Below are 18,730 nucleotides of genomic sequence, written 5' to 3' on the forward strand. Positions count from 1 at the left end.
GCAACTGCAGCCCAGTGAACGTGACAACACCCTAGCCGGTTACTAAGGGCAGAAATGCTATCCATATATGGTCAGGAAACAGCAACGTTCGAGGGGGAAGCTAGAATCTTTGTTAAAGTTTCCAGCATCCCCCAATCAACGATGGGTTAAAGTACTTCTAGCTCGCTTCTTACACAGCTCGTTCGCTGGCATTGGGACGCCACTTGATCAACCGTGTCTCAACCACATCCAGAATGCTGTCGATAATCAGAACGAATATCGCCAAAATCAGAATGCCTGCAAATACGCCGACGGCATCGAAGTTACCTTCAGCTTGAGCGATAAGGTAGCCTAGACCCGCTGAAGAGCCAAGATACTCACCGATGATTGCGCCAACCACCGCAAAGCCGACCGACGTACGCAAGGATGAAAGAATCCAGCTTGCCGCTGCCGGGAAGTAAACGTGACGCAACAGGTCGGACCGTTTTGCACCGAGAATGCGCGCATTTGAGAGCACGACCGGGTTCACCTCACGTACACCTTGCATGGCGTTGAAGAAGGTAACGAAAAACACCAGAGTAACCGCGAGGGCAACCTTGGACCAGAGACCAAGACCCAGCCAAAGCACAAAGATCGGTGCAAGAACAACACGCGGAATTGCATTCAAACCCTTGATGAACGGATCCAGAATGCGTGCAGAACTGCGGCTGAGGCCTAGCCAGACACCTGCGGCAACGCCGAGAGCGGTACCAATGAGGTATCCAAGGACGGTTTCAGTCAACGTGATTGATACATGGCGATAGAAACTTGTATCGGTTACCCATTCCACGACCTGTTTGAAAATATTGACCGGTGCCGGGAAGAAGAACACGTCAATGATGCCCAGCGATGTTCCCAGTTGCCAGCCGCCAAGAATGACAACCAGCAAGCCAACCTGAATAAGACGTTCAGTCGTGGCGTTCATAGCTTTTCTCCACTTCGCCGCGTAGCGACGCCCAGATATTGCGGTAAAGATCCATAAAGCGCGGATCAAGCTTGATTTCCGCGACATCGCGCGGGCGGTCGAGATCGACAGGAAAGCTGTCGATTACGCGGCTGCGGGGGCCAGCGGCGAGAACGACAACGCGGTCGCCGAGGGCTATGGCTTCTTCGAGATCATGCGTAATCATAACAACCGCACGGCGCTCTTCCTGCCAGAGCCGCAGAAGCTCGTTTTGCATCAGGTGACGCGTGTGGATATCGAGAGCGGAAAAAGGCTCATCCATCAGGATGACTTTTGGACCCGTGATGAGCGCCTGTGCCATTTGAACGCGCTTACGCTGTCCCCCGGAAAGCTGATGAGGATAGCGCTGTTCAAAACCTTTCAAGCCAACCTTGGCGAGCCAGTTGAGCGCGCTCTTGCGTCGTTCAGAGGCGCTGACACCTTTAAACATCGGACCAAGTTCGACGTTTTCAAGGGCTGTTTTCCACGGCAGAAGCGCATCCTGCTGAAACAGATATCCAATGTCGTTGTGAACGCCAGTGACGGCCTTCCCGTCGATTGAAACTTTGCCGTGCGAGGGTCTCAGCAATCCGGCTATGGCGTTAAGAATGGTGCTTTTTCCACAGCCAGTCGGGCCGACGATGGCGAGAAACTCGCCATCTGCAACAGTTAGGTTGACATTTTCGACGGCAACAAAGTTACCGAACGACATGGTCACGGCATCAATTGATACCATTGCTTTCGGGCTGGGACTTGCTGCGACTTCAGGCGCAGATTTGACGACGGCCAATGACATTGCCTCCTCCTTTTAATTTGTAGTCGCGTGCGGCGCTTTTTCTACAAAGCTGTTTGTGTATGTTTTTGAGAGATCGATATCGGTTGCAGCAACCTTCTTGTTGAAGCTGTTGAGAACGACGAGTGGAGTTTTGATATCTTCCTCGTTGAATTTTCCATCGGTGGAGAAAATTGCCTTGGCGTTCTGCACAGCCTGAATATAGGTTTCACGATCGCCTGAGATAAACTCCTTTGGAAGCTTATCAACGATCTCTTCCGCCGAATGTGTATTCATCCATTCCAGCGCTTTAACGGTAGCGTTGGTGACTTTTTGAACGGTTTCAGGATTCTTATCGATGTAATTTTGCGTGGCATAAAGGACCGATGTCGGATAGATGCCGCCATAGATTTCCTTGGCACCATCGTCGCTGCGACCATCAATGAGGATCTTGCCAACACCTTTAGCTTCGATGAACGTTGCGGCCGGATCGTAATTAACCAGCAAATCGATTTTGCCCTGTTCAAGGGCGGCGACAGCAGCGGAACCTGAACCAACTCCGATCAGGGCGACATCATCTGCCGACAAGTTGTGGCGTTGCAAATAGTAGCGCACAAAGAAATCTGAAGATGAACCAGGCGATGTGATGCCGATCTTTGCGCCCTTGATGGTTTCCGGCTTGGCCGGGTCAAATTTTGAGTTGTTCCCGCCAGCGAGAACCAATCCGGAATTGCGTGCAAGAACGATGAAGCCAACGACATCTTTGTTTTGAGATTGCATCTGGATCGTATGGTCGTAGAAGCCAACAGCGATATCTGTTGATCCCGCCACGAGTGCCTGCAATGTTTTGGAGCCGCCGGACGCAAAATTTTCGACGGTGACGTCTAATCCTTCTTTCTCATAAAGGCCCAGTCCCTGCGCGACAGGAAACGGCAGATTATTGAGGTTATAAGAGCCGACGCTGATGCGAACAGGCTCAGCCATCGCTGTTCCTGCAAAAGCGACAGTTGCTGCCAGGGCGAGCATAAATTTACGCATGATTTTCCTCCGGTTGAAAATGGTGCCCTCCCGGCATCCATTGGAATTATGCCGCGCAGACGGCATTTTTTACAGGTTTTGCAAACACGTGACCGTCAAAAAGCCGGCGAGCTGTGCGCAGGATTCCAGCAATCACTTTTCCGTCTCGCTCCTGGAGTTTGACGTCAAGGTGACCGCTGGGATGTTCGATCGACAACACAAGCGGCGGTGTACGAAGACCGATGAGTTTTGACGCAATCGTATCAGCGCTGATACACGCTGTTGCGATGCCAACCGCGCCAGTGGTCGCAAGCGACGGATGGCATTCGTGCGGCATGAAATACCGAACATTGATGTCGCCGCCGTTCTTTGCATTGCTAATAAGGACAGGCTTCGGCGTGACCTGATCGGTCACATCACCCATGCCCATGCGCCGGCCAGCCTCGATACGCACTTTTTCGAGCCGTGCCAGCAATGCGGTATTGATGTTGAGTTCAGCCGCACTCTCATAACCGCTGACACCGAGATCGCTGGCTTCAATCAGAACCATTGGCATTGCGCAGTCAATACAGGTAACGGCCACGTCTTCAATTATTTCCTGCGGCACACCGGTGGGAAACAGCTTCCCCGTTCTGGCTCCGGCCGCATCAAGAAACGTCAGCGCAATTGGTGCAGCCTTTCCAGGCACACCATCAATGCTCGCATCGCCGAGGTATGAAACTTTTCCGCCAGGCGTTGGTACTTCCGCTTCGATAAGCTTGCCGGTATTGACGTTATGAATGCGAACAAGTGTCGTTGCGCCCTGTGCTTTCATCAGACCCGCTTCTATTGCGAAGGGGCCGACGGCTGCAAGCATGTTGCCGCAATTGGGCGCAGTATCGACCAACTGCTGATCAATACGAACCTGTGCAAAAAGATAGTCGATATCTGCTCCAGGAATGCTGGCTGGACCAATGATGGCAACTTTGCTGGTCACAGGGTTTCCGCCGCCAATACCATCGATTTGAAGTGGATGCCCCGATCCCATGATTGAAAGCAGAATCTGATCGCGCTCGTTGCGATCTGTTGGCAGATCAGACGCCAGAAAGAATGGGCCTTTTGATGTGCCGCCTCTCATCAATACGCAGGGTATAGACATTAGATCGTTCATGCTTGCACTTTCGCCTCCACTCATGTCTAGTGGGCATCAATCAATGGATTTGTTACATTTTGTGGAAAAGTCATTGATATGTAAAATGCGAAGAATTGGGGAATTGATGCAAAATGAGCATAAATTGTGAAATTTTAGACTTAAGAGCATTTCTCGCAATCGTCGAGCTTGAGAGTTTTCACAGGGCAGCCGATTCACTCAATATGTCGCAGCCCGCCTTGAGCAGGCGGATTCAGAAGCTGGAACTGGCCATTGGCGCACCGATTCTCGAAAGAACAACGCGTCATGTATCGCTCACCGCTTTGGGGTCTGAATTAATACCCTTGGTGCGACGCATGCTAGAAGAGTTTGACGGATCACTTTTTGCAATGCGTGATCCTGCCGTGCAGCGCGGCGGGCTAGTGACAATCGCTTGTCTGCCTACGGCTGCATTCTACTTCCTGCCGAAAGTGATACGGCAGTTCAACATTGAATATCCCAATATTCGCTTCAGAATTCTGGATCTTCCTGCAACAGACGGACTACAGGCTGTTGCCCGGGGTGAAGTCGAGTTTGGAATCAACATCATGGGGACGGCAGACCCTGATTTGATATTTGACCGGCTTGTGGAAGACCCGTTCGTTCTGGCCGCCAGCAAACATCACCCACTTGCGGAGAAATCCGAAGTTGGCTGGGAGGATTTGACACCCTATCACCTTATCACGGTACATCGCTCAAGTGGTAACCGCACATTGTTGGATGGTGCATTGGCAAAGTCCAACATCAAACTTCGCTGGTTTTATGAAGTGACTCACTTGTCGACTTCTCTTGGTCTGGTCGAGGCTGGATTGGGTATTTCAGTATTGCCACAAATGGCAACGCCTCAGGCAGAGCACCCTCTTTTGATTACAAGGCCTATCCGAAACCCCGAAATTTCGAGAACGATCGGCGTTGTGCGGCGCAGAGGTGGTACTCTGTCTCCAGCAGCGGAGCGCTTCCTTAACATGCTAATGGGCGCATGGGGAAGCTTCTGAAGTACCGTCGGTAGGGCATTGGATTATGCTAACTTCCACGATCTATAGGACTTTTAAGGTGGACCGAACACAGAGACGTAGTCGCACGTTGAATTGCTCATCCCCTATCTTTTTAAATCATTCCCTGTACGAATATTCACGTTAGAGTTTCAGAAAATGGACAAGGGTGCCATGCAGCGGTTTCAATTGGGATCGGTCGATCTCAATCTTTTAAAAGTCATTTATGCGCTCGTCGTAAAAGGCAATATGACGACTGCAGGTGAGTATATCGGTCTTTCTCAACCCGCGATGAGCCACGCCTTGAAGCGGGCACGCGCAATAACAGGCGATGAACTGTTCAAGAAGACTTCCGGGGGCTTTGTGATGACACGCTTCTGCACCGAAATTTTTCCAGTGGTGCGGCGTATTATCGAAGAAACGGAATCTGTTATGCTCCAACGGCGGGCATTCGAACCCTCAACATCCCATCGCACTTTCAGAATTGGCATGAACGACTATTTCTCTGTCGTCCTGATGCCACGCCTTCTGGAAAACGTCCGCTCTGAGGCCGAACACTGCGTTCTGGAAGTCATCCATATGCCGCGCACCGGCTCAAACCAAAACAGAAACTTTCTTCCTGTTGTGCAGGAACATCTCGATGAGGGGGCAATTGATGTCGCCGTCATGACTGCAGACAACTTTCCGGCTCGGTATCGTTGTTCTTCACTTTTTACCGAGAGAAGAGTCTGCATCATGTCGGCAAACAACCCGGTAGCGAGAGATCCCTTGACACTCGATGCCTTGCTTTCACTCGGTCATGTTAAAGTGACGTCTTCGCCGGGTCGTCGCGGATGGATTGACGAGCGTCTTGATGCGTTGGGGCTACAGCGCCGCATCGTTGCGGTCGTTCCGCATTTTTCCGCAGCAGTCGCTATCGTTTCCCGCAGCGATCTCGTTGCCATGATGCCGGAGAGTGTTGCAAAGCTGTTCGAACATTCTCACGATTTACTATTGCTGGAATCGCCTTTCGCAGAGGAAAAACAATCCACCAGCATGATCTGGCTTGCCGAAAAGGAGCGTGATCCGGCAAGCCTCTGGTTGCGTGAGCAAATTTCCGCGTGCTTTACGGAAGATCTGCACTAACGACTGTGCATTATTTGCCGCTTACCTTTGCTGCAATAAACTGGTCGGCAACACTCAAGAACTGCTCCATCGTCACCGCAGGTAGCTCTTCCTTGAAGCTTCCGTCATTGCGAGCAATGGCCAGTTCGTCGGGAATTGCGCGGCGGTTGACGAAGACCATATCCAACGCAGGCATGCCCAGAATGAACTGCCCAAAATGGCCCGCGGCCACGAAGGCTCCTTCCCATTCCGGGGTATCCTTGGTCACCACAGGAATCCACCACAGGTAGCTGTAGCCAGCAACACGGGATTTTTCGCTCTCATTCATTTTTTCGGCGGGAACGCGAATGCGTGTGCTTTCCGCAACCCAGTCCGCGGGGATGATTTGCTCGTCACCCCAGCGACCATTGCGCACCATCGAGAGCCCCAGTCGCGCCATATCCCTGCCCGACAGAAAGAAATGGTAGGCGAGATAGCGGGACGCGCCCTCATAGCCCATCATACGCTGACGCGACGGATCGAAATCCTGCAGGCCCATCGGACCTGCAAAATCCTCTTCGAAGGCTTTGAAGACACTGCGACCCGTCAATTTTTCGAAAGCTGCACCCAGAACATTGAAATCCCAGTTGTTGTAATGGAAATAATCGCCAGGCTTTTTCGAGCCGCGCTCCGGAATGTTCTTTGTATTGCTGCCGGGGCTGCCGGGCTGATGATAGACGCCCGAACTGCTGATCAGCAGGTCACGCAACGTTGCTGTCTTTTCGATGGGAAGAAGGCCATGATCTTCATCGATGTCCAAATCCGCCATCGTCAAATCGAGATCGATCTTCCCGTCTGCAACCGCTTTACCAAAGAGCATCGAAAGAATGCTTTTTCTGGTCGACGCGAGATAGCTGACTTCCGATACGTCTCCGTAAGTGTAGAGCGTTTTTCCGCCGGCGACTGCCATGAAAGATGTGGTCGACAGGCCGTCGAGCATGGTGTCCACTTTTTCTTTAACGGTGGTGGAGAGACCATAATCTTCAGGAGTGGTGATCTTCGCCCATTCCCGAGCGGGAAATTCCTGACGAACCGCTTGTGGCAGGTGTTCCAGAGGCGCTGAAACAGACATGTTTGATCCTTTTGACATTGTCGATTGTGGGAGGTTCAATCGTTGAGATGGCAGGCACTTTTGTGCCCTGAGGCGATGGTCCGCAGTTCCGGTCTTTCGACGCGGCACCGCTCCATCGCAAACGGACAGCGAGGATGAAAATGACATCCAGACGGCGGCGATAGCGGGCTTGGAATCTCTCCTTCGATAGCCGAAAAGCGCCGTTGAACGGGGTCGAGGCTCGGTCTTTCCTGAAGAAGTGCGCGCGTGTAGGGGTGGTTCGGGTGCGAAAACAATTCATCAACCCGCGCTTCTTCGACAACGCGTCCCAGATACATAACCACAACGCGATCGGATATATGCTCCACCACGGAGAGATCGTGGCTGATGAAAAGATAGGTGAGATCCAGCTGCTCTCTAAGATCAAGGAACAGATTGAGGATCTGCGCTTGGATCGAAACATCGAGCGCCGCAACGGATTCGTCACAGATCAGCATATCGGGCTGAACAGCCAGAGCCCGCGCAATGCCGATGCGCTGGCGCTGACCACCACTGAACTGATGCGGGAAACGGCTCGCCATCGATGGGTCGAGCCCCGACCGCTCCATTTGCTGACTGACATAATCGTCGAGTTCACGCGCATTCGTCATTTTGTGGTATAGCGGCGCTGCCCCAATGATTTCATGCACACGCTGGCGTGGATTGAGCGACGACGACGGATCCTGAAAGATCATCTGGACCTTCAGTCGCGCCTCTTCTGCCTGCCTGCTGTTCATCTCTGTCAGCTCTTTACCGCGAAACAGGACTGTCCCTTCAGAGGCTTGCAATAGTCCCGCCACCACGCGGCCAAGTGTGGATTTTCCGCAACCGGATTCTCCGACGATGCCGACGACTTCCCGTTCTTCCACAGTGAGGCTGACATCGTCCAGCGCCCGCACGACGGGATTTGCAGCTTTCAGGCCTATCAGCTCAGCACCGCGTTCCACCACGCCGGATTTACGACTGAAGCGCTTACTGACGTTGCGCACTTCCAAACGTGGGCTCATGACGACGCTCCTTGCATCACAGGGTGAAAACAGCGAAGCAGGCGCCCTTCCACCGGTTCAAGCAGAGGTTGGTTGAAACAGATTTCACTGCCATAAGAGCAACGCGGGCGAAACGCACAACCCTCTGGCATATTGGCAACGGAGGGAGTAGCGCCCGATATCTGCCTTAGTCGTTCGCCGCGTTTGTTATGCGCAGGCAGGCTTGCAATCAGGCCATTGGTATAAGGATGCAACGGCCGTGTCAGCAGATCGGCCGTTAAACCTTGTTCAACGATACGACCCGCATACATGACTGAAAGCCTCTCAGCCAGACCGGCAACGACCGAAAGGTCATGTGTAACCCATATCAGAGCCGTCCCTTTCTCCCGAGCGAGCTTCTGCACGATTGAGAGAATTTGTGCCTGAATGGTGACGTCAAGAGCCGTTGTGGGCTCATCTGCAATGATCAGGTCAGGTGACATGAGGAGCGAAATGGCGATGGCTACGCGCTGCCGCATGCCACCGGAAAATTGATGCGGATACGCATTCAACCGCTCCTCCGGGCTTGGAATGCCGACCATGCCCAAGGCATCACGCGCACGTTCGCGCGCAACCTTTTTGCTGACGTTTTCGTGCGCAAGCACGACTTCCATCATTTGTGTATCGACTCGAAGTACCGGATTGAGCGTCGACATCGGATCCTGAAAGATCATCGCAATGCGGTTGCCCCGGATGGATTGCAACTCTTTCTGCGAGGCTTTGCGCAAGTCCTGACCTTTGAACAGGATTTGCCCGCTTGTTACCTGTACGGGCTTATCGAGCAGGCCCATAATTGAAAGACCTGTCACAGATTTGCCGGAGCCGGATTCTCCTACAAGGCCCATCACTTCACCCGCAGCCAGGCTGAGATTGATATCATCAATAAGGGTCAAATTGCCCTCTTCAGTCACAACCTCTGTTTTCAAACCTTTGATTTCAAGCATGGCACTCATCTCCGTGCAGCCTTCGGATCAAGTAGCTGGCGTAGACGATCGCCAACAAGATTGATGGCAAAGATCGTGACCAGAAGCGCAATACCGGGGAAAAGGGCGATCCAGTAGGTTCCTGACAACATGAATTCGTATCCGCTGGCGATCAAAAGTCCGAGCGACGGTTCCGTTATTGGAACACCTAGGCCCAGAAAGCTGAGTGTCGCTTCCAGCGTAATGGCACGTGCGACCTGCATGGTCAGCAGCACGACAAGCGGCGACAAACAATTTGGAAGCAATTGACGAAACAGAATGTTCCGGTGCGGGAGGCGAAGGGACCGCGCAGCCTCCACATATTCCCGTCGAAGCTCCGTCAAAGCTGCACCACGTGCTGTACGGGCATAGGCAGCCCATTCCACCAGAACGATGGCAAAGACGACATTGCCAACACTCTTGCCCAGAAGCGCGAGGATCAACAGCGCGGACAGGATGGTGGGGAAAGAAAGCTGAAGATCGACAAGCCGCATCATCCCGGTTTCAAATCTTCCGCCAACATAGGCTGCCGTCAAGCCGAACGCCGTGCCGATGATAAAAGCGATTGTTGCAGAACCCAACCCGACGATGAGGCTTATCCGCAAGCCATAGAGAATGGCGGACAGCATGTCGCGTCCCTGGTCGTCCGACCCGAAAAGGAAAGTAAAGCCCGCCGACGATTGCGTCCCCGGAGCCATACGCCCATCCATGATATCCAGCTGCAAGAGGTCGTATGGATTCTGCGGCGACAGATAGGGTGCAAAAACAGCCATGAGAACGATCAGGACCATCAGCACAAGTCCGAGCACCGCAATGGGCGAGCGAGCAAACTGCCGCATGAATTGCAGGCCGATGCGAAGTTTGGAAGAATTCATTACCGTTCGCACATCATTCTCCCTGAAGCCTGATCCGTGGATCAAGCAACCTATAGGTCACGTCCACGACGAGGTTGATAATGACGAACATGATGACTACGAGCATAAGATAAGCGACAATGACGGGACGATCGAGTGCGGCAATGCTGTCAATGATAATCTTGCCTACACCCGGCCAGGCAAAGATGGTTTCGGTCACAACGGAAAACGCAATCGTCTGGCCAATATCCAGACCCACAACAGTCACGACGGGGATCATCACGTTTTTCAGCACATGCACACCGAGGATGCGGCGAGGTGAGAGACCCTTCGCCCGTGCAAATCGCACATACTCGCTCGACATCGCCTCACGCACACCCGCTTCAGTCAAACGCGTCACCATTGAAATATTGAACAGCGAGAGGCTGACCGCGGGCAGCAGGATATGCCGCAAGCCGTCCAGCGTCAGAAAAGACCATGGTATTCCGAAAACGACTTCGGTTGCGCCACGTCCCGAGCTTGGAAGCCAGCCAAGCTGAACACTGAAAATCATGATAAGAAGGATCGCGATCCAGAAAATCGGCAGGCTGAAGCCGAAGATCGATCCGATCATGATAAAGCGAGCGAATGGACTTTCGGGTTTCCAGCCGGCAACGAGACCGAGCGGTACGCCAAAGATGACCGATAGCAGGACAGCGGCGAAAGCAAGCTCAAGGGTTGCAGGAAGGCGAGATAGAATTAGCTCGACTGCCGGTTCCTTATAGACATAACTCACACCAAGATTGCCCTGAAGGAGCCCTTTTAAGAAAAGAAAGAACTGTTCATAAAGAGGCCGATCGAGCCCGAGATCTGCAATCAAACGCAGACGGTCTTCATGAGTCGCTTCTGGTGGAAGCAATGTCTCAATCGGGCTGCCGATAAGATGAAGGCCGACGAATACGATCAGAGCCATTGCAAGCGCGACCAGAACCGCTTGAATCAGGCGCTGGATAATCCATAGGGTCATGATACCCTCTTATTATTTGTAAGATACCGAACCCCCGCTTTGGGGGTCGTTTTGTATGTGCATGATCGCCGACATTTCGACAGGCGGCTGCCCTCCGTTCACGGAGAGGTAGGGCTGGCGCAGCGGCACCAGCCTTTTGTTTCACGCCTTATTCCGAAATGTCTTTTGCAAGTGTTCGCTCATCGATACGTGGAGCGTAGTCGAGCCCCTTGCGAAGCACCCAGGCATTGCTCTGCTGGTAGAGCGGGATAATGCCGCCATCCGTGATTGCAACCTTGACTGCTTCAATAAGAGCGCCTTCACGCGCCTTTTCGTCGTAGATTGTCATCGCCTTGGAGACCAGCTCATCAAGTGCTGGGTTGGAGTAGCCGCTATCATTGGCAGCACCCAGGCCACGCTTGGGATCGACTGTGCCCAACACATTGACAAGCATGGAGCTCGCGTCATACGTCGCGTTGCCAAGGCCGAGAAGTTTCATCGCGAATTCAGACTTGCGTGACGAGAAGGTGGTCCACGGAAGAGCCTCCACACTCGTCTTTACACCAATTCTCGTCCACATCTGAGCGATAGCCTGAACGACCGCAGGTGCATTGGGATAGCGATCATTCGGCACGTGAACCGTCAGCTGAAAACCATCCGGATATCCCGCATCGGCCAGTAGCTTCTTTGCGCCCGCAGCATCTGGTTTGGGAGGCTGAATGTCAGGCGTATAAGAAAATGCACCCTTGGGCAGCCACTGACCGGACGCCGTTGCAGTACCTTCCATGATCTTGTCAACGATGCCTTGGCGATTGATCGCTTTGGAAAGAGCATTCCTTACGCGAGGATCTGCCAAAGGATTCTTGTCCAGCACTTCTCCGTTAGGCCCCTTCACAAAAGCCTTCCAGGCATCACCCGATGTCGATGGTGCGAGATAGATAACCCGTAGACCTGGAGTGCTGACGAAAGAAAGATTGGCCGTTGTCTTGAAACGTGCGATATCCGTCGCAGCGGGCGCGTCGATGACATCGACATCACCAGCCAGAGCAGCGGTCGTGCGTGCGCTCGCGCTGGAAATCATGCGATACGTGGCATGATCCCAGGCGACTTTCTTGCCCCACCAATCTGGATTACGCTCCAGACCAACCTCAATGCCCTGCTTGAACGTCTTCAAGCGAAACGCGCCTGTGCCAATTGCAGCCTTGCCTGAATTATAGTCGGCGGTGTCGGCGCCCTCACCCACATGGCGCGACACAATTGCGATATTGGCGAGATCGCCTGGAAGAGTCGGCGCTGGCGTCTTGGTATTGATGATAACGGCGTTGTCGCCGTCGGCCTCGACACTTGCGATATTACGCATGAAACCGCCAAACCCGCCGGGGCTATTTGGCACACTTCCGGCGCGACCGAGCGTGAAAACCACGTCGTCAGAGGTGAAAGGCTTGCCGTCATGCCACTTTACGCCTTCTCGCAACGTAAAGCGCCATTTCATTTCAGAAACAGATTCCCATTTCGTCGCCAGGCCCTCGACCAGCTGGCCGTCAGCTGTTCGCTCAGTTAAGCGATCAAAAATCTGCATCGCAATCGAGTTGTTAGGCGAGGCATTGTAGAAGTGTGGATCAATCGACGTCACCGTCCCACTAAGACCGATCGTCAGGTCTTTGGCTAGAACGGGAGTTGCGACCAAACCAATCACGCCAGCCAAGAGAATCAAACTTGTTTTCATTTTTACGTTCCCTCATTTTGCGAACATGCAACTGTCACATTCGTTTTGCTGGATTTATCTACAGAACGTAAAATTAAACAAATGAATGTTTTTACATTTGTTATTCGTCCAAGGAATAACGGGGAATTAAGGGTATCTGTTAGACTCAGAACTCGTTTTGGACTTCCCCTTCAAAAGAGGAGGGCTTCTGTTAGATAAAACTGACAGGAGACCTAGAATTGAAGCAGCGAGAATTTACAGAAGATTTCAAGCGCGAAGCTGTTCGTATTTTAACGACGAGTGGTCGCAGCATTTCATCGGTCGCGGCCGACCTAGGCATTGGCAAGTCAACGCTTGACCGCTGGCGTCGCAATTTTGCTGAGAAGGATCTGCTTTCTGGTCCGCATGAGGATATCAGCCAGAAACTTGCTCGCCTTCGCAAAGAAAACGAACTCCTGCGCCAGGAACGAGATTTGTTAAAAAACAATCACGGGCCTTGGTCCGCCTGTGCGCGGAGGAAACAGACTGTGCTATCTTGTTAATCGGAGGGGAGTTGCCGTTAGCTTATTGGAGGCATTTGACCCCGTTAAAAAACGTGGCACATGGGCTGTTGCGGACTTGAGAGTGGTGACGCCGTTTCGGCGGTGATCCCGGTTAGGAAATTGAATAATTTGCACGGCCCAGCCCCTCCTTGATTCAGAGGAGGAGAGGTCATGTCCAAGACTATACCATCTAACACGCAGAATCTAAGGCGCATGAACCCGAGAGCCGCCGCCATCGATATTGGCGAAACTATGCATATGGCAGCCGTCAATCCTGACGCTGATGATATGCCAATCCGCGCTTTCGGGACTTTTACCCATGATCTGAACAATCTTGCTCACTGGTTCAAATCCTGCGGGGTCACCAGTGTCGCCATGGAATCGACAGGCGTCTATTGGATACCGGCTTACGAGATTTTGGAGCAGTATGGGTTTGAGGTAATTCTCGTCAATGCGCGTTATGCAAAGAATGTTCCTGGTCGAAAGACCGATGTCAGCGATGCGGCATGGCTGCGCCAACTGCACTCCTATGGTCTGCTTCGAGGAAGCTTTCGGCCGAATGCGCAAATTGCCACTCTGCGTGCATATTTGCGGCAACGAGAACGACTGGTCGAATACGCGGCCGCTCATATCCAGCATATGCAAAAGGCGTTGATGGAGGTGAATCTTCAGCTTCACCATGTCGTGTCAGACATCACCGGCGTCACAGGCATGAGGATCATCCGGGCAATCGTTGCCGGCGAACGAGACCCGGATGTGCTGGCATCCTTGCGCGATATCCGTTGTCACTCCTCGGTCGAAACGATACGCGCATCCCTGGTTGGGAATGATCGGGATGAACACATCTTTGCGCTTTCCCAATCGTTGGACCTGTCCGACTTTTATCAGCAAAAGATGCTCGAATGCGATCACAAGCTCGAGCAGGCGATCGCCACAATGACGCATAATGTCGAAAAGCCACAATGGCCGTTGCCTAAGATCAGAATAAGGACGAAGCAGCCGAATACGCCATCGTTTGATGTCCGGGCCGCATTATATGGCCTTGTAGGAACGGACTTGACGCAAATTCATGGCTTCGGTGCATTACTTGCTCTGAAGTTGATTGGTGAGTGCGGCACAGATTTGCGGGCATGGCCAACCGCCAAACACTTTACATCGTGGCTTTGCCTGGCTCTTGGCAACAAGATATCTGGCGGGAGACTTCTTTTGTCCAGAACGCGCCGATCATCGAGTCGGGCGGCCGCACTCTTGCGGTTGGCAGCTACCACGATTGGCCGAAGCGACACAGTGCTGGGTGCGTTTTACCGACGTTTGGCAGGGCGTATCGGCAAGCAGAAAGCAGTGACAGCGACTGCACGCAAGATCGCTGTGCTCTTCTTCAACGCTCTTCGCTTCGGTATGGCTTATCGTGATCCTGGTGCAGAGGCATATGATGAGCAACATCGCGGCCGGGTTCTGGCAAGCCTACAACGCCGTGCTCGAGCTTTGGGATATCAGCTTGATCCAATCCCCGATGCAGAGAGTGTTTCTTAGGAAAGCGACGGCCTTCTTCGCTCGGGAGACAAGTCGATGAAGTTTGCTTTCATCGATACGGAGAAGGCCCACATGTCTCTGTCACGGCTGTGCGCTTTCGCAGGCGTCAGCATCAGCGGTTATTATGCATGGAAGCATCGGCGCCCCAGTCGCCGTCAGCTTGATGACATGATTATCCTGGCCCATATTCGCAATCAGTTTGCGCTATCACGTGAAATCTATGGCAGCCCTCGTATGCATGTCGAACTGAGCGAAGAAGGTATTCGGGTAGGACGTCACCGCACGGCGCGACTGATGCGTGAAAACGGCCTTAAAGCCTGGCAGAAAACGCGCTTCAAACGCACGACCGACAGCAATCATGGTGAGCCTGTCGCTCCCAATCTTCTGGATCAGGACTTCACTTGCGACGAACCCAATCAGAAATGGGGTGTCGACATCAGTTACATATGGACTGCTGAAGGCTGGCTATATCTGGCAATCGTTGTCGATCTTTATTCGCGTCGCATCATCGGCTGGGAAGCGCGCGATCGGATGAAGAAGGATCTGGCGATCAGTGCTTTGAAGAAAGCCATTGCAATCCGGCAACCAAAGCCGGGGTTGATCCAGCACTCGGACAAGGGGAGCCAATATGCCAGTTATGAGTATCGCAAAATCCTCAAAGCTCACGAGATACTTTCATCCATGAGCGGAAAAGGAAATTGTTACGATAATGCAATGGTGGAAACCGTCTTAAAGACGATCAAGTCAGAAATGATCTGCGCACTGTATTCCAGACCAGAAATGACGCGATCAACGCCATTGGCGAATACATTGACGGCGTCTCAAATCCTGTGCGCAGACATTCTGCACTCGGGTATAAATCACCGATCCAGTTCGAGATGATAAACCGTCAATTAGTGACAAAATCTCTCCTCTAAATAAGGGCAAGTCCACTTCGCCGGAGCGCAGCGGTTTTAATCACTAAACCCGCGGCATCCACCGTATGGACGTGAAAGTTATGCTTGGCAGATCAAGGCCGATTGTGCTGGCAATCATATCAATGGCTCCTGTTTGAGTTGGCTATTCATCATACGACGAACCGGGTTAGAGCGGTACCGTCTTCCCCATCAATGGAAAGCGGAGATACAACCATACCGCCTCTGCAATAATCTCAGCGGGATAACGATGCCGATGGTAAAGCGAAGAACGAGGTTCGATCATAGCCAGTTATCGCCACTAATGTTTACACGTAGGTTAGGTAACAGTGCCTTCAACAGGCATACACTAGAATTTCAATACAGCATTTGTGGCGTATGTTGTTGAGTCTGTTTCGTTTCCGAAAACTCCCGTATATGTAAGATTCATTGAGAACCGCTCTAAATTAACCAGACCAATCTGCAATCTCATAAGCAAATATTCATCGTTGGAAGAAGTTCCAAAAACATAGAAAGGATATTCCGGCGCAAATGAAAGTTCGCGGCGGGTATTGCGATCACCCCACTCCTTATTCCAGGCAGCATTTAGCCGTGCATTTAGACTATATCTCTGATTGATAGAATAAGAGGCGTTGGTCTGGATGCCCAGCGTTCCCGTAGTATTGTTTATAGACAATGATGATCCGGAAAGGGCTGCATCCAAAAGGCCACTTTCCCGAAAACCATCAATTTCCGTCGATGAATAACTCAAAGCCAGATACGGCTGGACATCCATAATCCCCGCGTCGAATGTATAACCAGCTTTGGTAAAATACTGAGTGGTATATGCGTTATAATCAGCACTCAATGTACCCGTCAATGCATTCAGGTTTAACAATCGTTGCGTTTGGATTGAATGATATTGATATGCTGCACCAACGCCGACATTGAAGCCGTTCTGCTGCCACTGCAAGAATAAACCCGCCCCCCATGTGTTAATATCTGCGGCACTTGCGCGGTCGGAAATCTTTAGCGAAGTATCTTGATAATCACCTACGATACCGGCGGATAAATGATCTGTAAAATCATAGGCAATACCAGCGTTGATACCGTAGCCATTTGATTTGGCGCCTGCAATTGCTTCTGAACCGTTCGTTTTGGCATTCACGCCTCTGGCAGACAGCCAAAACTGAAGCTGTTCTGAACGCGTTTCAGTTCCTCTAAAGCCATGCAAAGCGCGGTTAAATACTTCATCGCGAAAATACAAACTGCTGTCAGATAAAGCTGTTATAATGCTTGAATGCACTTCGCCTGAAAGAAAGTCAAAACTCCGACTCGCATCGGTTTCAGAACCGCTGATAATTGAGCGATATACCAAATTGTCTGGGTTAAGATATTCGATCGCGCCTGCCACCGCGGTTTGATTGGGTGTATTTGAAACGCTATCAAAACGAATATCGTTACGCGTAAGAATAACCGTATTTGAATCCACCAACGGCGTGACAAACACAAAATCGTGGCTTAACACCTCGCTGAACGCGGACCCGCTATATGTCGGAGCGTAAAAGATGCCGTATGTCTTGTTAATTTCATAAAGCAAATCATCGGCACGTTTTAAGTCGAGAGTGCCACCTTGGAGTTCCAAGTCTTCAGCGATCAATCGTCCATAACCGAGAACGAGACTAATATGCGACGTATCATTGAGTGCGATCTTTTGATCTGCTGTTAGCGTAGTTCTCCCTAAATTGACATTACCTGCACTGACGAGAGAGTCGATAGATAGTTGCTGATTATCAAGCTGGGAAACATCCAAAGCCCCATTTTGATCAATGTGAATGTCTGAGGTTCCGCCTGTGGACTGGCCAATAAAGCGCGCTGTTCCGCCTCCACTTATAAGGATCGAGGAACTCCCCGCTGATGATGTGCCCGAAAACGCAAGGTCGCCAGCATTAATAATAAAACTGCTTCCAGCGTTTGATTTGTTATCGAAACTTATGGAAGATTTCTCGTTATTAAACAGACGTACACTACCAGCGCTGCTTTCATCGCTAAATGCGATTGTGCCACTATTGTTTATATTCGCGCTGCCGGCTGTTGCACTGCCATCTAAGCGAATAGTCCCCGTCTCATTGTTCACAATAGAGGATTGGCTTGCTGACGAATGATCGCTGAGAACAAGTGAGCCACTATTGTTGAGATCGGATGAATTCGTTGTAGACGACCCATAGAAATTTATATTGCCAGACTCGTTATTGACAATAAGACCCTGACCAGCAGAGCTCTGGTCATAAAAATCAATCTGGCCATTATTTGTTATGTTGCGACGCCCCGCATCAGCGTTATCGCGAAACGCCATATCACCAGAAGAGTTATTGGTAATCAGAGAATTGTCTGCAGACGAACTGCCATTAAAATTAACTGTTCCATTGTTCGTTATTACAGAATCACCGGCTGAGGTCTCATCGGAAAACGTAACCAGCCCCGCCTCATTATTGGTTATTCGAGAATCTGCCGCGGAACTCTGTTGGTCAAACGATAATTTTGCATCCGTGTTCACAGTAATAAATGCGTTTGAAGCCGTGGACTGGTCCGAAAACCACGTTTCGCCTCCAGAATTATTGATAATAGTCGCCTCGCCGCCAGAACTTTGGTCGAGAAATGTCGTCCTATCAGCAACATTATTTGTAATTTCGAGCTGACCTGCTGTTTCCCCATTTTTGAATACGAGATCACGGCCGTTTTGAACATCGCTCGAGAGCATTTGAAACCCCTTAATCCCTGGTTCATCGACGGGAGAAAGAGGAATATTGTCGGTTTCCAGCAGCTGAAATGGCTCTGCGGAGGAAGCGGCATTAGTATGGAGTGCAATTGAATTAAAACAGAAAAAGCTAAGGATTAAGCTCTTAGCACATGCCGAATTTAATCGCTTTCGTTTTTCCGCCGCCATCAAACACAATCCAAAAAAACAACTTCAACCTCAAGTTGAGCGGACTATGAATCACCCGCCTATTCGAATAGTGCTCAACATGGTTAATAGCTAACCAATTACTGCAATATTAGCAATTCGTTTACACTTATTAACAAAGTT

The 18,730-nt window shown here is 51.3% G+C and carries 14 protein-coding genes and 3 pseudogenes; 5 read left to right on the forward strand and 12 right to left on the reverse strand.

What is annotated here, in order from left to right; genetic code table 11:
• Window positions 1-169: 169 nt before the first annotated feature.
• From U2P60_RS19280 to U2P60_RS19295, 4 genes are read right to left on the reverse strand one after another with little or no spacing between them, the layout of a single operon-like run.
• On the reverse strand, window positions 170-943 hold the full coding sequence (locus tag U2P60_RS19280) for an ABC transporter permease (RefSeq protein ID WP_413573960.1): 774 nt from the start codon (window positions 941-943) through the stop codon (window positions 170-172).
• Window positions 927-1,757 carry an ABC transporter ATP-binding protein gene (locus tag U2P60_RS19285; protein ID WP_413573962.1) on the reverse strand — a complete coding sequence of 277 codons (831 nt, stop codon included), beginning with the start codon at window positions 1,755-1,757 and terminating at the stop codon, window positions 927-929. Before U2P60_RS19285 ends, U2P60_RS19280 begins: the two co-directional genes overlap by 17 nt.
• A 12-nt stretch (window positions 1,758-1,769) precedes the next feature.
• Window positions 1,770-2,771 (reverse strand): ABC transporter substrate-binding protein, encoded by a 1,002-nt coding sequence (locus U2P60_RS19290; protein WP_413573964.1) that lies wholly within the window; start codon window positions 2,769-2,771, stop codon window positions 1,770-1,772.
• Between the two features lie 46 nt (window positions 2,772-2,817).
• Window positions 2,818-3,900: a 4-oxalomesaconate tautomerase gene (locus U2P60_RS19295; RefSeq protein WP_413573966.1), complete on the reverse strand. Its 1,083-nt coding sequence runs from the start codon at window positions 3,898-3,900 to the stop codon at window positions 2,818-2,820.
• Between the two features lie 113 nt (window positions 3,901-4,013).
• Between U2P60_RS19295 and U2P60_RS19300 the strand changes: the two genes are divergently transcribed.
• Together U2P60_RS19300 and U2P60_RS19305 are read left to right on the forward strand one after the other, a co-directional pair.
• Window positions 4,014-4,913, forward strand: a complete 900-nt coding sequence (locus tag U2P60_RS19300) for a LysR family transcriptional regulator (protein ID WP_413573968.1) — start codon at window positions 4,014-4,016, stop codon at window positions 4,911-4,913.
• A gap of 171 nt (window positions 4,914-5,084) precedes the next feature.
• A complete protein-coding gene (locus tag U2P60_RS19305; protein ID WP_413573969.1) occupies window positions 5,085-6,035 on the forward strand; it encodes a LysR family transcriptional regulator in 951 nt (316 codons plus the stop codon).
• A 10-nt stretch (window positions 6,036-6,045) separates the two neighbouring features.
• Here the strand turns inward: U2P60_RS19305 and U2P60_RS19310 are convergent, their stop codons facing one another.
• The 6 genes from U2P60_RS19310 to U2P60_RS19335 all read right to left on the reverse strand — a co-directional run bounded on the left by U2P60_RS19310 (window position 6,046) and on the right by U2P60_RS19335 (window position 12,695).
• A complete protein-coding gene (locus U2P60_RS19310) occupies window positions 6,046-7,125 on the reverse strand; it encodes a serine hydrolase domain-containing protein (protein WP_413573970.1) in 1,080 nt (359 codons plus the stop codon).
• Between the two features lie 35 nt (window positions 7,126-7,160).
• Window positions 7,161-8,150 carry an ABC transporter ATP-binding protein gene (locus tag U2P60_RS19315; protein WP_413573972.1) on the reverse strand — a complete coding sequence of 330 codons (990 nt, stop codon included), beginning with the start codon at window positions 8,148-8,150 and terminating at the stop codon, window positions 7,161-7,163.
• Window positions 8,147-9,121: an ABC transporter ATP-binding protein gene (locus U2P60_RS19320; RefSeq protein WP_413573974.1), complete on the reverse strand. Its 975-nt coding sequence runs from the start codon at window positions 9,119-9,121 to the stop codon at window positions 8,147-8,149. The genes U2P60_RS19315 and U2P60_RS19320 overlap by 4 nt, the downstream gene beginning before the upstream one ends.
• A complete protein-coding gene (locus tag U2P60_RS19325) occupies window positions 9,118-10,005 on the reverse strand; it encodes an ABC transporter permease (RefSeq protein ID WP_413573976.1) in 888 nt (295 codons plus the stop codon). The genes U2P60_RS19320 and U2P60_RS19325 overlap by 4 nt, the downstream gene beginning before the upstream one ends.
• 13 nt (window positions 10,006-10,018) lie before the next feature.
• Complete coding sequence (locus U2P60_RS19330) at window positions 10,019-10,990, reverse strand: ABC transporter permease (protein WP_413573977.1); 972 nt, start codon at window positions 10,988-10,990, stop codon at window positions 10,019-10,021.
• Between the two features lie 148 nt (window positions 10,991-11,138).
• A complete protein-coding gene (locus U2P60_RS19335; protein ID WP_413573979.1) occupies window positions 11,139-12,695 on the reverse strand; it encodes an ABC transporter substrate-binding protein in 1,557 nt (518 codons plus the stop codon).
• Between the two features lie 200 nt (window positions 12,696-12,895).
• On the opposite strand from U2P60_RS19335, the pseudogene U2P60_RS19340 reads away from it, so the two are divergent.
• The 3 genes and pseudogenes from U2P60_RS19340 to U2P60_RS19350 all read left to right on the forward strand — a co-directional run.
• Window positions 12,896-13,156: pseudogene (locus tag U2P60_RS19340) on the forward strand (transposase); the annotation flags it as partial.
• Window positions 13,157-13,387: 231 nt separating this feature from the next.
• The gene (locus U2P60_RS19345; RefSeq protein WP_413573980.1) at window positions 13,388-14,749 is read left to right on the forward strand and encodes an IS110 family transposase; all 1,362 of its coding nucleotides are present in this window, start codon (window positions 13,388-13,390) and stop codon (window positions 14,747-14,749) included.
• A 4-nt stretch (window positions 14,750-14,753) separates the two neighbouring features.
• A pseudogene (locus tag U2P60_RS19350) lies at window positions 14,754-15,666 on the forward strand (IS3 family transposase); the annotation flags it as partial.
• Between the two features lie 190 nt (window positions 15,667-15,856).
• On the opposite strand, the pseudogene U2P60_RS19355 reads toward U2P60_RS19350, so the two are convergent.
• Together U2P60_RS19355 and U2P60_RS19360 are read right to left on the reverse strand one after the other, a co-directional pair.
• Window positions 15,857-15,949, reverse strand: a pseudogene (locus U2P60_RS19355) (IS6 family transposase); the annotation flags it as partial.
• A 63-nt stretch (window positions 15,950-16,012) separates the two neighbouring features.
• Window positions 16,013-18,589 carry an autotransporter domain-containing protein gene (locus tag U2P60_RS19360; protein ID WP_413573981.1) on the reverse strand — a complete coding sequence of 859 codons (2,577 nt, stop codon included), beginning with the start codon at window positions 18,587-18,589 and terminating at the stop codon, window positions 16,013-16,015.
• Between the last annotated feature and the right edge of the window lie 141 nt (window positions 18,590-18,730).

This window comes from Brucella sp. H1_1004 (assembly GCF_047308065.1).
In the GTDB taxonomy this organism is placed as follows: Bacteria; Pseudomonadota; Alphaproteobacteria; order Rhizobiales; family Rhizobiaceae; genus Brucella; species Brucella pseudogrignonensis_B.

What these genes read in the sequence shown, in the direction of transcription:
- U2P60_RS19325 (WP_413573976.1), bottom strand. Translation starts at nt 10,005, where the DNA reads ATGAATTCTTCCAAACTTCGCATCGGCCTGCAATTCATGCGGCAGTTT.
- U2P60_RS19305 (WP_413573969.1), top strand. Translation starts at nt 5,085, where the DNA reads ATGCAGCGGTTTCAATTGGGATCGGTCGATCTCAATCTTTTAAAAGTC.
- U2P60_RS19345 (WP_413573980.1), top strand. Translation starts at nt 13,388, where the DNA reads ATGTCCAAGACTATACCATCTAACACGCAGAATCTAAGGCGCATGAAC.
- U2P60_RS19290 (WP_413573964.1), bottom strand. Translation starts at nt 2,771, where the DNA reads ATGCGTAAATTTATGCTCGCCCTGGCAGCAACTGTCGCTTTTGCAGGA.
- U2P60_RS19280 (WP_413573960.1), bottom strand. Translation starts at nt 943, where the DNA reads ATGAACGCCACGACTGAACGTCTTATTCAGGTTGGCTTGCTGGTTGTC.
- U2P60_RS19330 (WP_413573977.1), bottom strand. Translation starts at nt 10,990, where the DNA reads ATGACCCTATGGATTATCCAGCGCCTGATTCAAGCGGTTCTGGTCGCG.
- U2P60_RS19310 (WP_413573970.1), bottom strand. Translation starts at nt 7,125, where the DNA reads ATGTCTGTTTCAGCGCCTCTGGAACACCTGCCACAAGCGGTTCGTCAG.
- U2P60_RS19320 (WP_413573974.1), bottom strand. Translation starts at nt 9,121, where the DNA reads ATGAGTGCCATGCTTGAAATCAAAGGTTTGAAAACAGAGGTTGTGACT.
- U2P60_RS19300 (WP_413573968.1), top strand. Translation starts at nt 4,014, where the DNA reads ATGAGCATAAATTGTGAAATTTTAGACTTAAGAGCATTTCTCGCAATC.
- U2P60_RS19335 (WP_413573979.1), bottom strand. Translation starts at nt 12,695, where the DNA reads ATGAAAACAAGTTTGATTCTCTTGGCTGGCGTGATTGGTTTGGTCGCA.
- U2P60_RS19285 (WP_413573962.1), bottom strand. Translation starts at nt 1,757, where the DNA reads ATGTCATTGGCCGTCGTCAAATCTGCGCCTGAAGTCGCAGCAAGTCCC.
- U2P60_RS19295 (WP_413573966.1), bottom strand. Translation starts at nt 3,900, where the DNA reads ATGAACGATCTAATGTCTATACCCTGCGTATTGATGAGAGGCGGCACA.
- U2P60_RS19315 (WP_413573972.1), bottom strand. Translation starts at nt 8,150, where the DNA reads ATGAGCCCACGTTTGGAAGTGCGCAACGTCAGTAAGCGCTTCAGTCGT.
- U2P60_RS19360 (WP_413573981.1), bottom strand. Translation starts at nt 18,589, where the DNA reads ATGGCGGCGGAAAAACGAAAGCGATTAAATTCGGCATGTGCTAAGAGC.